This is a genomic window from Nocardioides pacificus, from assembly GCF_054775955.1.
In genome coordinates, this window is sequence record NZ_BAAHCI010000005.1 from 1,355,434 (window position 1) to 1,368,714 (window position 13,281).

The 13,281-nt window shown below is 71.4% G+C and carries 17 protein-coding genes; 8 read left to right on the forward strand and 9 right to left on the reverse strand.

Annotated elements, in window-relative coordinates; genetic code table 11:
• Window positions 1–12: 12 nt before the first annotated feature.
• The 5 genes from ACYU7L_RS09130 to ACYU7L_RS09150 form a co-directional block, all read right to left on the reverse strand.
• Window positions 13–861 (reverse strand): amino acid ABC transporter permease, encoded by an 849-nt coding sequence (locus ACYU7L_RS09130; RefSeq protein ID WP_460795279.1) that lies wholly within the window; start codon window positions 859–861, stop codon window positions 13–15.
• Window positions 858–1,562: an amino acid ABC transporter permease gene (locus ACYU7L_RS09135; protein ID WP_460795283.1), complete on the reverse strand. Its 705-nt coding sequence runs from the start codon at window positions 1,560–1,562 to the stop codon at window positions 858–860. The genes ACYU7L_RS09130 and ACYU7L_RS09135 overlap by 4 nt, the downstream gene beginning before the upstream one ends.
• A 93-nt stretch (window positions 1,563–1,655) precedes the next feature.
• Entirely contained in the window at window positions 1,656–2,555 is a 900-nt protein-coding gene (locus tag ACYU7L_RS09140) for a glutamate ABC transporter substrate-binding protein (RefSeq protein WP_460795285.1), read from the reverse strand.
• Between the two features lie 70 nt (window positions 2,556–2,625).
• Window positions 2,626–3,402, reverse strand: a complete 777-nt coding sequence (locus ACYU7L_RS09145) for an amino acid ABC transporter ATP-binding protein (protein ID WP_460795287.1) — start codon at window positions 3,400–3,402, stop codon at window positions 2,626–2,628.
• A 141-nt stretch (window positions 3,403–3,543) separates the two neighbouring features.
• Entirely contained in the window at window positions 3,544–3,762 is a 219-nt protein-coding gene (locus tag ACYU7L_RS09150) for a hypothetical protein (protein WP_460795290.1), read from the reverse strand.
• 60 nt (window positions 3,763–3,822) lie between these two features.
• Here ACYU7L_RS09150 and ACYU7L_RS09155 point away from each other — a divergent pair, with 60 nt between their 5' ends.
• Together ACYU7L_RS09155 and miaB are read left to right on the forward strand one after the other, a co-directional pair.
• Window positions 3,823–4,329 (forward strand): DUF2243 domain-containing protein, encoded by a 507-nt coding sequence (locus ACYU7L_RS09155; RefSeq protein ID WP_460795292.1) that lies wholly within the window; start codon window positions 3,823–3,825, stop codon window positions 4,327–4,329.
• Window positions 4,330–4,365: 36 nt separating this feature from the next.
• Window positions 4,366–5,862, forward strand: coding sequence for a tRNA (N6-isopentenyl adenosine(37)-C2)-methylthiotransferase MiaB (gene miaB, locus ACYU7L_RS09160; protein ID WP_460795294.1), 1,497 nt, complete (start codon window positions 4,366–4,368; stop codon window positions 5,860–5,862).
• A 7-nt stretch (window positions 5,863–5,869) separates the two neighbouring features.
• On the opposite strand, the gene ACYU7L_RS09165 is transcribed toward miaB, so the two are convergent.
• From ACYU7L_RS09165 to ACYU7L_RS09180, 4 genes are all read right to left on the reverse strand, one after another.
• Window positions 5,870–6,058, reverse strand: a complete 189-nt coding sequence (locus ACYU7L_RS09165; protein ID WP_460795297.1) for a hypothetical protein — start codon at window positions 6,056–6,058, stop codon at window positions 5,870–5,872.
• Window positions 6,055–6,327 carry a hypothetical protein gene (locus tag ACYU7L_RS09170; RefSeq protein WP_460795299.1) on the reverse strand — a complete coding sequence of 91 codons (273 nt, stop codon included), beginning with the start codon at window positions 6,325–6,327 and terminating at the stop codon, window positions 6,055–6,057. The genes ACYU7L_RS09165 and ACYU7L_RS09170 overlap by 4 nt, the downstream gene beginning before the upstream one ends.
• On the reverse strand, window positions 6,324–6,635 hold the full coding sequence (locus tag ACYU7L_RS09175; RefSeq protein ID WP_460795302.1) for a hypothetical protein: 312 nt from the start codon (window positions 6,633–6,635) through the stop codon (window positions 6,324–6,326). The genes ACYU7L_RS09170 and ACYU7L_RS09175 overlap by 4 nt, the downstream gene beginning before the upstream one ends.
• Window positions 6,636–6,735: 100 nt before the next feature.
• Window positions 6,736–7,209 (reverse strand): NUDIX domain-containing protein, encoded by a 474-nt coding sequence (locus ACYU7L_RS09180; RefSeq protein ID WP_460795304.1) that lies wholly within the window; start codon window positions 7,207–7,209, stop codon window positions 6,736–6,738.
• 19 nt (window positions 7,210–7,228) lie between these two features.
• Between ACYU7L_RS09180 and miaA the strand changes: the two genes are divergently transcribed.
• The 6 genes from miaA (at window position 7,229) to dapF (ending at window position 13,240) form a co-directional block, all read left to right on the forward strand.
• Window positions 7,229–8,194, forward strand: coding sequence for a tRNA (adenosine(37)-N6)-dimethylallyltransferase MiaA (gene miaA / locus ACYU7L_RS09185; RefSeq protein WP_460795308.1), 966 nt, complete (start codon window positions 7,229–7,231; stop codon window positions 8,192–8,194).
• A gap of 27 nt (window positions 8,195–8,221) precedes the next feature.
• Complete coding sequence (locus ACYU7L_RS09190; protein ID WP_460795310.1) at window positions 8,222–9,217, forward strand: helix-turn-helix domain-containing protein; 996 nt, start codon at window positions 8,222–8,224, stop codon at window positions 9,215–9,217.
• Window positions 9,214–9,756 carry a dihydrofolate reductase family protein gene (locus tag ACYU7L_RS09195; protein ID WP_460795313.1) on the forward strand — a complete coding sequence of 181 codons (543 nt, stop codon included), beginning with the start codon at window positions 9,214–9,216 and terminating at the stop codon, window positions 9,754–9,756. The genes ACYU7L_RS09190 and ACYU7L_RS09195 overlap by 4 nt, the downstream gene beginning before the upstream one ends.
• Window positions 9,757–9,862: 106 nt before the next feature.
• Entirely contained in the window at window positions 9,863–11,752 is a 1,890-nt protein-coding gene (gene ggt / locus ACYU7L_RS09200) for a gamma-glutamyltransferase (RefSeq protein ID WP_460795315.1), read from the forward strand.
• Between the two features lie 19 nt (window positions 11,753–11,771).
• Window positions 11,772–12,401 carry a pyridoxamine 5'-phosphate oxidase family protein gene (locus ACYU7L_RS09205; RefSeq protein ID WP_460795317.1) on the forward strand — a complete coding sequence of 210 codons (630 nt, stop codon included), beginning with the start codon at window positions 11,772–11,774 and terminating at the stop codon, window positions 12,399–12,401.
• Window positions 12,398–13,240, forward strand: a complete 843-nt coding sequence (dapF, locus tag ACYU7L_RS09210; protein ID WP_460795319.1) for a diaminopimelate epimerase — start codon at window positions 12,398–12,400, stop codon at window positions 13,238–13,240. The genes ACYU7L_RS09205 and dapF overlap by 4 nt, the downstream gene beginning before the upstream one ends.
• Window positions 13,241–13,281 lie beyond the last annotated feature (41 nt).

Sequence of the window (13,281 nt, forward strand, 5' to 3'; positions counted from 1 at the left end):
GCGCCCACCGGCTCAGACGGCCCGACCGTCCGTGTTCCCGACGCCCGGGACCGTCAGCTCCTTCTCGCCCACGAACTTCTTCTGCACCCAGGTCGCCACGGCGGTGAGGATTAGGTTGACCACGACGTAGATGGCCGTGACGACGATGGCCGACTGCACCTGGACGGGGAACTCGCCGTAGATCTGCTTGCCGACGAATGTCAGGCCGGGCGCGCTGATCGCATATCCAAGGCTGGTGTCCTTGAGGGCCACGACGCACTGGCTGATGATCGAGGGAAGCATGATCTTCACGGCCTGCGGCATCAGCACGATGCCCATCACCTGGGACTTGCGCATGCCGATGGCGTAGGCGGCCTCGGCCTGCCCGGAGGGAACGGCGAGCACGCCGGCGCGGAAGATCTCGGCGAGCACCGAGCCGTTGTAGAGCGTCAGCGCGATCACTACGCACCAGTAGGCGCCGATTCCGTTCTCGCCCACCCCGTAGGCGAAGAACAGGAAGATCATCAGCAGCAGCACCGGCACGGCCCGGAAGAACTCGACGACCAGCCAGCACGGCCAGCGCACCCACCGGTGCTCGGAGAGCTTCCCGATCCCGAAGAACACGCCGAAGACGACCGCGAAGAGGATCGACAGACCGGCCATCTGGAGCGTCTTGATCAGCCCGTCCACGAGCAGGGCTTCGACGAACTTGGGAGTCACGAACGGCTCCCACAGGGCATAGTCGAGCTGCCCGTAGTCGTGGAAGCGCTTGGCGGCGAACGCCAGGGCGCCGAGCACCAGCAGGGCACCCGCGAGGGTGTAGAGCCGGTGCCGGACCTTGGTGCGGGGACCGGGGGCATCGAAGAGGACGCTGCTGCTCATCGCGCGGCCACCGCCCATCGCTTCTCGAGTCGGTTGGCCGCGAAGGAGACGACCTCCACGATGACGATGTAGCCCACCGCGAACATGACGAAGACCACCTCCCGCTCGTCGGCGTTGCGATTGGTGAAGTACTTCATCCGCGCCGTGGCCTCCAGGATCCCGAACACACCCGCGATGGAGGTGTTCTTGATCAGGGCGATCTGGACGCTGGCCAGCGGCGGCACCGCCGCGCGCAGCGCCTGGGGCAGCACGACGTGCCGCATCGAGCCCGCGAACGTGAGCCCGATGGCGCGCGACGCCTCGGCCTGGCCCAGCGGGACGGAGTTGATGCCCGAGCGGAAGGCCTCGCAGACGAAGGCCGCCGTGTACAGGCTCAGGGCGAGGGCCGAGCGGAAGAAGAAGCCGGAGACGTACCAGTCTCCGGGGGTCAGCGCGTCGGTGATGTCCTCGACGGACTTGAAGGTGTAGCCGAGCTTGGGCATCGCGATCGCCATGAAGATGAAGATCATCAGCAACGGCGTGTTGCGCACCACGGTCACGTAGACCGCGGCCGCCCGGGCCAGCACCTTGACCGGCCCCACCCGGAGGGCGGCCAGCAGCGTGCCCAGGATCAGCGAGGCGATCCCGGAGACGATGAACAGGGCGAGGACCATGCCGAACGCCCTCAGGTACAGATCGAAGTTCGAGAAGATGTCGTTCACTCAGGTCACCGCCTTCCGTTCAGCAGGGGCGTGGGCGTGGCCCGGGCATCCGGCCCGGCCCACGCCCACGTGGAGCACGTGGTCAAGCCTCGATCAGGACTGGCACTCGTCCAGCGCCGGCGGCTCGGGGGCCTCCTCGCCGGACTCGCCGAGCGTCGCGTCCCAGGCGGCCTCCCACTTGCCGTTCTCGTAGGACTCCTCGAGCACGCCGTTGATCCACTCGCACATGGCGGTGTCGCCCTTGGCGTAGCCGACTCCGATGCGCTCCTCGGAGAACTCGTCACCGACGACCTCGAGCTCGTCCGGGTTGAGGGCTGCGTAGCCAAGGAGGATCGAGCCGTCGGTCGTCATCGCGTCGACGGTGCCGTTGAGCACCTGGTCGCGGCACTCGGAGTAGGTGTCGAAGCCGCGCGGCTTGGCGCCCTCGGCCTCGACGTTCTCCAGCGAGGTGGACCCGGTCACGGAGCAGACCTCCATGCCCTCGATGTCCTCGACGCCCGTGATGTCGCTGCCCTTCTTCACCAGCAGTTGCTGGCCGGTGATCATGTAGGGCCCGGTCTGACCGACGACCGTGCGGCGCTCGTCGGTGATGGAGTACGACGCGAGCACGAGGTCGACCTCGCCGGCCTCGAGGAACGGCTCCCGGTTGTCCGAGATCGTCTCCTTCCAGGTCACGGCGCTGGTGTCGGTCGGGTCGATGCCGAGGTCGGCGACCAGGAGCTTGGCGATCTCGATGTCGAAGCCCGACGGCATGTCGTCGGTGGCGCCCTTGAAGCCGAGCCCGGGCTGGTCGTACTTCACGCCGACGGTGATCTTGCCGGCCTCGGCCAGCTCCTTCATCGTGGTGCCGTCGTCGAACTCGTCCGCGGCGTTGTCCGCGACCTCCACCTCGGGGGTGTCGCTCGCGTCGTCGTCGCCGGCGTCGCCGCACGCCGCGAGGGAGAGGGCGAGCCCGGCGGCCGCCAGGACCGCCTTCGTCTTGATGAGTCGCATCTGTGTCTCCTTCTGTCCCGAGCCGGTCGGCCCCGTTGCTGATGGTCAGTGCTGGTCGGTGCAGGGTCTGTCAGTGCTTGAGGATCTTGCCGAGGAAGTCCTTGGCCCGATCCGAGCGCGGGTTGGTGAAGAACTCCTCGGGGGTGTTCTCCTCGACGATCGCGCCGTCGGCCATGAAGATCACGCGGTCGGCGGCGGTGCGAGCGAAGCCCATCTCGTGGGTGACCACGACCATGGTCATCCCGCGCTCGGCGAGGTCGACCATGACGTCGAGGACCTCCTTGATCATCTCGGGGTCCAGCGCCGAGGTGGGCTCGTCGAAGAGCATCACCTTGGGGTCCATCGCCAGCGCCCGTGCGATGGCGACGCGCTGCTGCTGCCCGCCGGAGAGCTGGGCGGGGTACTTCTCCGCCTGGTGGGCGATGCCCACGCGCTCGAGCAGCTCGAGACCGCGCTTGTCGGCGTCGGCCTTCTTCTTGCCGCGCACCTTGATCGGGCCCAGGGTGACGTTCTCCAGGATCGTCTTGTGGGCGAAGAGGTTGAAGCTCTGGAAGACCATGCCGACCTCGGCGCGAAGCTTGGCCAGCGCCTTGCCCTCCTGCGGCAGCGGCTGCCCGTCGAGAGTGATCGTGCCCTTCTCGATCGTCTCCAGCCGGTTGATCGCGCGGCACAGCGTCGACTTGCCGGACCCGGAGGGGCCGATCACCACGACTACCTCGCCGCGGTGCACCGTGAGGTTGATGTCCTGCAGCACGTGCAGGTCGCCGAACCACTTGTTGACGCCCTCGAGCACGACGAGCGGCTCGCCCTTGCCCGTGGGGGCGGGGTTCTTCTCCAGCGCTGTCATGGCGAGGAACCTAGCGCCAACTGGTCTGGTCAGGCCACGCCTGAGCGCGGACGGGCGCCAACCGGAACCGTCTCGTGACCTTCTGTGAGTACGGCGAGCGCCCGCTCGCCGTCCAGGATCCGATGAGGGCCCGGGCGGGGATCAGGTGGGGCCGGGGAGGTCGCTCGAACCGGTGGGGGCGGTGTCGCCCGCGATGCTCTCGAGGTAGCCGGCGACCTTCTCCTCGGGGGAGGCGTCCTCCTTGCCGTGCGTCTTGGCCCAGTCCTCGGCGGCGGCGGAGACCGAGTCGCCGCGCTGCTCGTCGGCCATGCTCCCGTGCAGCTGGGCGGACTCGTTGTCGGAGAGGGCGTCGTCGCTCATGGCGTTGCTCATGGCGGGCCGGTACCCGTTATCAGGGGGTGCGAACGGGTACTCGACGCCATGGCCAACGTCGCGACCTACGAACGTCGTACAGCCGAGAGGCGTCCCCCGTCGAAGACCGCCGGGCTGCTCTACGGCCTGGGCCTGGGCGGCTTCGTCGACGGCATCGTCCTGCACCAGATCCTCCAGTGGCACCACATGGTCAGCCACACCGACGACGCCCCGATGGACACGCTCGCGGGCCTGGAGCTCAACACCCTGGCCGACGGGTTCTTCCACGTCGCCACCTGGCTCCTGGTCCTGGCCGCCTCGCTCTCGACGTTGGCGATGTGGCGCCAGGGGCGGCTCGCGCCGTCCTGGTCCTTCCACTTCAGCCTCGTGCTGGCGGGCTGGGGGATCTTCAATCTCGTCGAGGGGCTGATCGACCACCAGATCCTCGGGGTCCACCACGTCCGCGACGACCTGGGCGCGCCGCTGTCGTGGGACCTGGGCTTCCTGGCGCTCGGCGCGCTGCAGCTGGCCGGCGGTGGGTGGTGGCACCACCGGGCGGCCCGCTCGCTCGCTTAGGAGCCGCGCGGCCCCGCGCCGTACCCTTGAGCGGTCATGACTGCCACACCACGCACCTACGAGGTCCGCACCTACGGGTGCCAGATGAACGTCCACGACTCCGAGCGGCTCACCGGCCTCCTGGAAGACGCTGGCTATGCCCCCGCGCCGGGTGGCGAGCAGGCCGACGTGGTCGTGTTCAACACCTGCGCGGTGCGGGAGAACGCGGACAACAAGCTCTACGGCAACCTCAGCCACCTCGCGCCGGTGAAGGCCGCGAAGCCGGGGATGCAGATCGCCGTCGGCGGCTGCCTCGCGCAGAAGGACCGCGCGACGATCACCACCAAGGCGCCCTACGTCGACGTCGTCTTCGGCACGCACAACATCGGCTCGCTGCCGGTGCTGCTCGAGCGCGCCCGGGTGCAGGAGGAGGCGCAGGTCGAGATCCTCGAGTCGCTCGAGGTCTTCCCCTCCACGCTGCCCACCAAGCGTGACTCGGCGTACGCCGCGTGGGTGTCGATCTCGGTCGGCTGCAACAACACCTGCACGTTCTGCATCGTTCCGGCGCTGCGCGGCAAGGAGAAGGACCGTCGCCCCGGCGACATCCTCGCCGAGGTCCGCGCGCTGGTCGACGAGGGCGTCACCGAGGTGACGCTGCTGGGCCAGAACGTCAACGCCTACGGCGTGGAGTTCGGCGACCGCCAGGCGTTCAGCAAGCTGCTGCGCGCCTGCGGCGAGATCGAGGGCCTGGAGCGGGTGCGCTTCACCTCGCCGCACCCCGCGGAGTTCACCGACGACGTCATCGAGGCGATGGCCGAGACCCCCAACGTGATGCCGAGCCTGCACATGCCGCTGCAGTCGGGCTCGGACAAGGTGCTGCGCGACATGCGCCGCTCCTACCGCCAGACCAAGTTCCTCGGCATCATCGAGCGCGTGCGCGCCGCCATGCCCGAGGCCGCGATCACCACCGACATCATCGTCGGCTTCCCCGGCGAGACCGAGGAGGACTTCCTGGCCACTCTCGACGTCGTCCGCGCCGCGCGCTTCTCCAGTGCCTTCACGTTCCAGTACTCCAAGCGGCCCGGCACCCCCGCGGCCACGCTGCCCGACCAGATCTCGCCCGAGGTCGTGAAGGACCGCTACCAGCGCCTCGTCGACGTGGTCAACGACGTCGCCTGGGAGGAGAACAAGCGCCAGGTCGGCCGCCGTCTCGAGCTGATGGTCGCCGAGGGGGAGGGCCGCAAGGACGCCGCCACCCACAGGCTCTCCGGGCGTGCGCCCGACAACCGTCTCGTCCACTTCGAGGCCGACTTCTCGGTGCTCGGCCAGGGCGCTCCCGCTGTCCGCCCCGGAGACATGGTCACCGTGGAGGTCACCTACGCCGCCCCCCACCACCTGGTGGCCGACGGCCCGGTGCTCGCCGTACGACGCACCCGCTCCGGCGACGCCTGGGAGGCGCGCAACGCCGCTCCGGCAGCCCCCAGTGGCGTGTCGCTCGGCATGCCGAGCCTGGGCGCCCCCGCTCCGCTGCCTCCGGCGCCCGCCTGCGGCTGACGGGCCGTCAGAGCTCGTCGTCCTCGAGCGCGACCTCGTCCTCGGGCGTCGCCTGGGGCTCACCATCGGGCGCGTAGCGGGTGCCCGTGTCCTCGGAGACCGTCGTCTCGTCCGCCTCATACTCCCCGGCGGCGGCCACGCCGTCTGCCTGCTCGATCGGGTCGTCGACCCCTGGCTCGACGTCGAATCCGCTCACGCGTCGCCTCCCTTGCTCTCGTCCGTGCCCGGCATCGTGTTGAACTCCGGCCCACCCGTCGCCTGCTCGGGAGGAGCCTCGCCCGCAGCCGGGTCGTCCGGTGTCAGCGTCGGTCGGGTCCCGTCGGTGTTGGCGCTCTGTCCGGGACCGGCGTGGCCCAGCCGCTCGCTGCTCACACCCATCTCGCCGGCGAGACCCTCGCGTCCACCGGCGTTGGGGAGGGACTCACGTGCCTCGTCATCGGGCTCGAACGGCTTCGGGTCACTCATGCGGGCGGCTCCTCCGGGTTGTGCGCTTCCTCGTTGCCGCTCTCGGTCTCAGTGCCGGAGTCGACGTCGGGCTCCTGCTTCTTGTCGTCGGCCTCGGTGATCTCGTCGGGCGCCTTGTCCTCGACGGCCGGGTTGGTCTCCGGGACCGGGTCGGGGATCAACGGTGCGTCCGGGATCGCGCCGTACTTCTCCTGGTCCTGGACGGAGTCCGCCCCGCCGGGATAGAGCTGCGGCTCCTCGACGAAGCCTTCGGGCTTGGGGCCCAGCTTCGCGGTCACCGGGTCGCTCTTGGTGTCCTGCTCGGTCATCGTGACTCCCTCCAGTCGGTGTGGCACTCCCACGAGGGCGGTTCCCACTTCAGGGCCGGGCAATCGGCCCGGCGACGAAGAGGGGTCACGAGCAGGCGACTCAGAAGCCGTGCGTCAGATACTTCTCGTGCCCGAAGAGCGCGCCCAGCGCCTTGCGCTCATGGGGTACGACGGGCGCGGGCAGGTCGTCGAGCGCGTCGAGGCGGCACCAGCGCAGCGCCGCGCACTTCTCCGGCTCGATGATCCGGGGCTCGCCGTGCCAGGAGCGGGCGCTGAAGAAGAAGTCGACCCGCTCGTCGATCGGCTCGCCGCTCGCGGTGCGCTGCATCGTGAACTCGAAGTGCAGGTCGACGTCGCTCACGCCGAGCTCCTCGAGGGCCTCGCGCCGCGCCGCGTCGTACGCCGTCTCGCCGCGCTCCACGTGGCCGGCTGCGGCTGCTGCCCAATGGTCGTCCATGTAGCCGGTGTTCTGCCGCAGCTGCAGCAGCACCTCGGGGCCCGCGACGCCGTCGCGGATGAGGAAGACGTAGGACGCGGGCACGACGACGAAGCGTCCGTGGTCGGGGTCGGTCACGTTTGGAACACTAGCGGCCATGGCCCCCACCCCCGACACCCCGCCGCACCTCCCGCTGGGAGCCCCACCGGTGGTCGCCGTCGTCGGACCGACCGCCTCCGGCAAGACCGGGCTCTCCCTGGATCTGGCCGAGAGGCTGGGCGGCGAGGTCATCAACACCGACGCGATGCAGCTCTACCGGGGCATGGACATCGGCACCGCGAAGCTCGCGGCCGACGAGCGAGGGGGGATCCCGCACCACCTGTTGGACCGGCTCTCGGTGCGCGAGCCTGCGAGCGTCGCGCAGTTCCAGGAGTGGGCCCGCGACCTGATCGGCGTGCTGCGCGCCCGCGGCACGACCCCGGTGCTCGTGGGGGGCTCCGCCCTCTACACCCGCGCGATCGTGGACCGCTTCGAGTTCCCCGGCACCGACCCCGACGTACGACGCGCGCTCGAGGCAGACCTGGCCGAGCACGGCTCCGGCGCCATGCACGCGCGGCTGAGCCTCGCCGACCCGGAGGCCGCCGAGCGGATCCTCCCCGAGAACGGCCGCCGCGTCGTCCGCGCCCTGGAGGTCGTCGCGATCACCGGTCGGCCCTACAGCGCCTCGCTGCCCGAGCTGGAGTACGCGGACCCCGCGACCGTTCAGATCGGAGTGCGGATCGATCGGCCCACCCTCGACGCACGGATCGAGCGTCGGGTCGACGCGATGTTCGCGGCCGGCTTCGTGGCGGAGGTCGAGCGCCTGCTGGGCGAGGGGCTGTCCGAGGGGCTGACGGCGAGCCGGGCGATCGGCTACCGCGAGGTGGCGGCCCACCTGGCCGGCGAGCTCAGCCTGGACGAGGCACGCGAGCGGACGGTGATCGCGACCCGCCGCTTCGCGCGGCGCCAGGACTCGTGGTTCACCAAGGACCCACGGATCGTGTGGGTCGACTGGGACGACCCCGACCGGGTGGAGCTCGCTGTGGAGGCAGTGCGGAACGCAGCAAGAACGGTCGGGCGCTGACCCGCGTCTGCGCGTCAGACTGACCGCATGACAGACCCTGCCGGCAGAGACCGGCTTCGCGAGCTCCTCGACGCCGTCCTCGCCGAGGACAACGAGCGCCTCGGCGACATGGCGAGCCACGCGTTCTCGTCGCCCTGGCACTTCAGCCGGGAGCTGAGCCGTGGCGCGGGAGAGCCCCCGGTGGCGATGCGCCGCCGGGTGATGCTGGAGCGCGCGGCGTGGCAGCTCCGGCGCGGGGAACGGGTCATCGACGTGGCGTTCGCCGCGGGCTACGAGTCCGTGGACGGCTTCGCCCGGGCGTTCGCACGCGCCTTCGGTCACCCGCCCAGCTCGACGCCACTCAGCTCGACGCCGCCCAGCTCACCCGGGGGCGGGGGGCCGAATGGAGCTGCCCGGGACGCGCACTGGCTCCCGGCGCCCAACGGCATCCACTTCCATCCGCCGCTCAGCCTGTGGGTGCAGCAGGAGGCGTCGAGCATGACCACCGACCCGCTCACCGCTCACCTGGTCCACCACGACGTCGACGACACCCGTGAGCTGCTGCGGCTGGTGGGGACGTTGGACCCGGAGGCCTACCGCAGGGTGCGACTCGGCGGCGCCAGCCTGCTGTCGTGGGAGGGGCCCGAGGAGTCGATCGCGGACGTCGTCACCCACCTGGTCCGCACCAAGGAGCTGTGGGTCGCCTCGATCGAGGGAACCGACCACCCGCCCGACGGACAGGACGACCCCTCGGCGCTGGCGGAGCGGTTCGAGCGGGTGGCTCCCCGCTGGCTGGCCGCGGTCCGCGACATCGAGCGCCGCGGTGCCTGGGGCGACACCCTCGTCGACGCGCTGTGCGACCCACCCGAGAGCTTCGTGCTGGCCAGCGTCGTGGCCCACGTCCTGACCTACGCCGCAGCCCGGCGTCAGCTGGTCCGCCTGCTGCTGCGCACCGATGGCCACGCGGTCGACCACGGTGACCCGATCGAGTGGCTGCGCGGCACAGCCGGCACCCCGTCCGACAACCCTCAGGAGACCCCGTGACCCGCACGATCTACTACACCGCGAGCTCGCTGGACGGCTTCATCGCCGACCCCGACCACTCCCTGTCCTGGCTGCTCAGTCGGGACGTCGACGAGCACGGGCCGATGGGCTACGCCGGGTTCATCTCCCGGATCGGGGCCCTCGCGATGGGCGCCACGACCTACCAGTGGATCCTCGACCACCACAGCGAGACGGGCACGACGGGCTGGGACTACGACGTCCCGTGCTGGGTCGTCACCCACCGCGACCTCGCGCCGTACGGCGACGGCGACATCCGCTTCGCGCAAGGCGACGTCGCGTCGCTGCATCCGCAGCTGGTGGCCGCGGCCGGCGATCGAGACGTGTGGGTGGTCGGGGGCGGTGACCTGGCCGGCCAGTTCGCCGACGCCGGCCTGCTCAACGAGGTCTGGGTGCAGTACGCCCCCGTCACCCTCGGCGCCGGCGCCCCGCTGCTGCCGCGGCGGCTCGAGCTCAGGCTGGCCGAGGTCGGGCGCAACCGCGACTTCGCCTGCGCGCGGTACGACGTGGTGCGGGGCTGAGCGGGCCCGCGACAATCGAGGCCCTCGACAGGCGGGGCCCTCGACAAGCGGGGCCGCGAGGGAGCACGCTGGCCTCCCGGTCTCCGTCCTCCTCTCGGGAGCACAGATGCGTCCTTCTCGCCCGCTCGCAGCCCTCGTCCTCAGCACGTCGCTGGCCACGGCGGTGGCGGTGCTCCCCGCCGTCGCCGCCGCCCCTCCATCGGCGCGCCCGGCGTCCGCGACTCAGGAGGGGCTCGACCAGCTCGCCCCGCCGCGCCCCACCCCGCCCCCGCGCAGCGCCGTACGGCGTGGCTTCGGCGGCGCGGTCAGCACCGTCGACCCGGAGGCGAGCCGAGCGGCGCTGCGGGTGCTCAGACGAGGGGGCAACGCGACCGACGCCGCTGTGGCCGCGGCGGCCGCGCTCGGCGTGACCGAGCCCTACAGCGCCGGCCTCGGGGGTGGCGGCTACTTCGTCCACTACGACGCGCGCACCGGCCGGGTGCGCACCATCGACGGGCGCGAGACCGCCCCGGCGGGGATCCGCCCGGACGCGTTCATCGACCCCGCCACCGGTGAGCCCTACCCGTTCACCCCGGAGCTGGTCACCAGCGGCGTCTCGGTCGGCGTCCCCGGGACACCGGCCACCTGGCAGCGTGCCCTGCGGCGCTGGGGCAGCATGCGGCTGGGTCAGGCGCTCGCTCCCGCGACCCGACTGGCCGAGCAGGGCTTCGTCGTCGACGCCACCTTCCGCGAGCAGACCTTGGACAACGCCGAGCGCTTCCGGGCGTTCCGCTCCACCCGGCGGCTGTTCCTGCCCCGCGGCGACGCGCCCCGCGTGGGGTCCCGCTTCCGCAACCCCGGCCTCGCCCGCACCTACCGGCTGCTGGCCCGCAAGGGCGTTCGCGCCTTCTACCGCGGCCCGCTCGCGGCCGACGTCGTCCGGGCCGTCCGCAAGCCTCCGACGACCCGGCGCACCACGCTTCCCGTGCCGCCGGGGTCGATGACCCGCAAGGACCTCGCGCGCTACCGGGTCCGCCACCAGGCGCCGACCCGGATGCGCTACCGCGGCTTCGACGTCTTCGGGATGGCGCCCTCCTCGTCGGGCGGCACGACGGTCGGGGAGGCGCTGAACATCCTCGAGGCCGCCGTGCCCTCGCCGCGGACCACCGAGCTGCCCGACCTCCTGCACCGCTACCTCGAGGCGAGCGCCCTGTCGTTCGCCGACCGCGCCGCGCACCTCGGCGACCCGCGCTACACCGACGTCCCGGTGGCCGACCTGCTCAGCGACCGCTGGGGCGCCGAGCGCGCCTGCCTGATCGACCCGGACACCGCGATGACCAAGCCGACCGCGCCCGGCGACATCACGTCGTACGACGGGCAGTGCGAGGCCGCGCCCAGCAGCGGCGAGCGGGCCGAGGACACCGAGAACATCTCCACCACCCACCTCACGGTCGCCGACCGGTGGGGCGACGTCGTGTCCTACACGCTGACCATCGAGCAGACCGGCGGGTCGGGCATCGTCGTGCCGGGCCGTGGCTTCCTGCTCAACAACGAGCTGACGGACTTCTCGACCGTCTACGACGCCGACGACCCCAACCGGATCCAGCCGGGCAAGCGCCCCCGCTCCTCGATGTCGCCGACGATCGTGCTGCGCCGCGGCAAGCCGTACGTCGCGCTGGGCTCGCCCGGCGGATCCACGATCATCACGACCGTGCTGCAGATCCTCGTCAACCACCTCGACCGCGGGATGGGCCTGCCGGCCGCCCTCGCCGCCCCGCGCGCCTCGCAGCGCAACACCGCGAAGGTGACGGCCGAGCCGGAGTTCATCGAGGCCTACGGCGACCTGCTCGCGCCGTACGGGCACGAGCTGTCGCCGGCGGGCGACGCGTTCACGAGCCAGGCCCAGATCGGTGCCGCCACCGGCATCGGGTTCGGTCCGCGGGGCCTGCTGACGGCGGTGGCCGAGCCGACCCGGCGCGGGGGAGGCTCCGCGATGGTCGTGCGCCCGCGTCGCTGATACGGAGTACCCTCCGCGCATGACCGAGACCGTCCTGACCACCGTCGACGAGCTCGTCGCGCTGCTCGGGAAGCCGCTCCCGCGGGTGCGCGACAAGGTCCGCCCGGCCCTGACCGACCTCGACCGCGACTGGCTGGCCGCGTCGCCGTTCTGCGTGCTGGCCACCTCCGCCGCCGACGGGACCTGCGACGCCTCGCCCAAGGGCGACCCCGCCGGCGACCTGGTCCACGTCATCGACGACCGCACGATCGCGGTGGCCGAGCGCCCGGGCAACCGGCGCGCGGACGGCTATCGCAACATCCTCGAGAACCCTCAGGTCGGGCTGCTCTTCGTGATCCCCGGCCGCGGCGACACGCTGCGCGTCAACGGGCGGGCCCGACTCGTCACCGACGCGCCGTACTTCGAGCAGATGGTCGTCCAGGGGCACCGGCCGGGGCTGGCGGTCGTCGTGGACATCGACGAGGTCTTCCACCACTGCGCGAAGGCGTTCCTGCGCTCGCAGCTGTGGGAGCCGAAGACCTGGGACCCGACGGGGACGGTGCCGCGCCGCGCGGTCATCGCGCACCGCCTCGACGTGCCCGAGCAGAGCGTCGAGGAGCTCGACGCCTACTACGGCCCCTCCTACGCCGATCGGATCTACACCTCATGAGCTATCCGTTCCTCAAGGGCCACGGCACCGAGAACGACTTCGTGCTGCTCCCGGACCACGACGGCAGCGTGCACGGCGACCTCGACGCCGCGCGGGTGGCGGCGCTGTGCGACCGGCGTGCGGGCATCGGCGGGGACGGCGTCATCCGCGTCATCCGCACGGCTGCCATGCCGGTGCCCCATCGGGAGCGCGCCGCGGAGGCGGAGTGGTTCATGGACTACCGCAACGCCGACGGCTCGATCTCGGAGATGTGCGGCAACGGCGTCCGCGTGCTCGGCCAGCACCTCATCGAGGAGGGGCTGGTGGACCCCCGGGCGCCGTTCGCGGTCGCGACCCGCGACGGCATCAAGCGGCTGACCGTCGATCACGACGGCCTGATCACCGTCGACATGGGCACGCCGCGCGCGCTCGGCGAGTCGAAGGTCGCGGTGGGTGAGCGCGCCTGGGCGGCGCGCCACGTCGACATGGGCAATCCGCACGCGGTCGCGTTCGTCGACGACCTCGCGCAGGCGGGTCCCCTGCTGGAGGAGCCGGCCTTCGACGCCGCCCTCTATCCCCGCGGGGTCAACGTCGAGTTCGTGGTCCGGCGCGGCGAGCGCCACGTCGCGATGCGGGTCCACGAGCGGGGGTCCGGCGAGACCAGGTCGTGCGGCACCGGCGCCTGCGCGGTCATGGTCGCGGCCGCGCTCGTCGACGGTGCCCAGGAGCCTCCGGAGCGCGATCTGCGCTATCGGGTGGACGTCCCCGGCGGCGAGCTGGCCGTGACGTGGACCTCGACCGACCGGGTCCTGCTCACCGGACCGGCGGTGGTGGTCGCGCGCGGCAACTGCAACTTGTAGGACTTCCGGTCCAGTCCAGAGGTTTGGAAAGGACCGCGGGG

What these genes read in the sequence shown, in the direction of transcription:
- ACYU7L_RS09190 (WP_460795310.1), top strand. Translation starts at nt 8,222, where the DNA reads ATGACAGACCCTGCCGGCAGAGACCGGCTTCGCGAGCTCCTCGACGCC.
- ACYU7L_RS09145 (WP_460795287.1), bottom strand. Translation starts at nt 3,402, where the DNA reads ATGACAGCGCTGGAGAAGAACCCCGCCCCCACGGGCAAGGGCGAGCCG.
- ACYU7L_RS09170 (WP_460795299.1), bottom strand. Translation starts at nt 6,327, where the DNA reads ATGAGTGACCCGAAGCCGTTCGAGCCCGATGACGAGGCACGTGAGTCC.
- ggt (WP_460795315.1), top strand. Translation starts at nt 9,863, where the DNA reads ATGCGTCCTTCTCGCCCGCTCGCAGCCCTCGTCCTCAGCACGTCGCTG.
- miaB (WP_460795294.1), top strand. Translation starts at nt 4,366, where the DNA reads ATGACTGCCACACCACGCACCTACGAGGTCCGCACCTACGGGTGCCAG.
- miaA (WP_460795308.1), top strand. Translation starts at nt 7,229, where the DNA reads ATGGCCCCCACCCCCGACACCCCGCCGCACCTCCCGCTGGGAGCCCCA.
- ACYU7L_RS09140 (WP_460795285.1), bottom strand. Translation starts at nt 2,555, where the DNA reads ATGCGACTCATCAAGACGAAGGCGGTCCTGGCGGCCGCCGGGCTCGCC.
- ACYU7L_RS09175 (WP_460795302.1), bottom strand. Translation starts at nt 6,635, where the DNA reads ATGACCGAGCAGGACACCAAGAGCGACCCGGTGACCGCGAAGCTGGGC.
- ACYU7L_RS09150 (WP_460795290.1), bottom strand. Translation starts at nt 3,762, where the DNA reads ATGAGCGACGACGCCCTCTCCGACAACGAGTCCGCCCAGCTGCACGGG.
- ACYU7L_RS09205 (WP_460795317.1), top strand. Translation starts at nt 11,772, where the DNA reads ATGACCGAGACCGTCCTGACCACCGTCGACGAGCTCGTCGCGCTGCTC.
- ACYU7L_RS09155 (WP_460795292.1), top strand. Translation starts at nt 3,823, where the DNA reads ATGGCCAACGTCGCGACCTACGAACGTCGTACAGCCGAGAGGCGTCCC.
- dapF (WP_460795319.1), top strand. Translation starts at nt 12,398, where the DNA reads ATGAGCTATCCGTTCCTCAAGGGCCACGGCACCGAGAACGACTTCGTG.
- ACYU7L_RS09130 (WP_460795279.1), bottom strand. Translation starts at nt 861, where the DNA reads ATGAGCAGCAGCGTCCTCTTCGATGCCCCCGGTCCCCGCACCAAGGTC.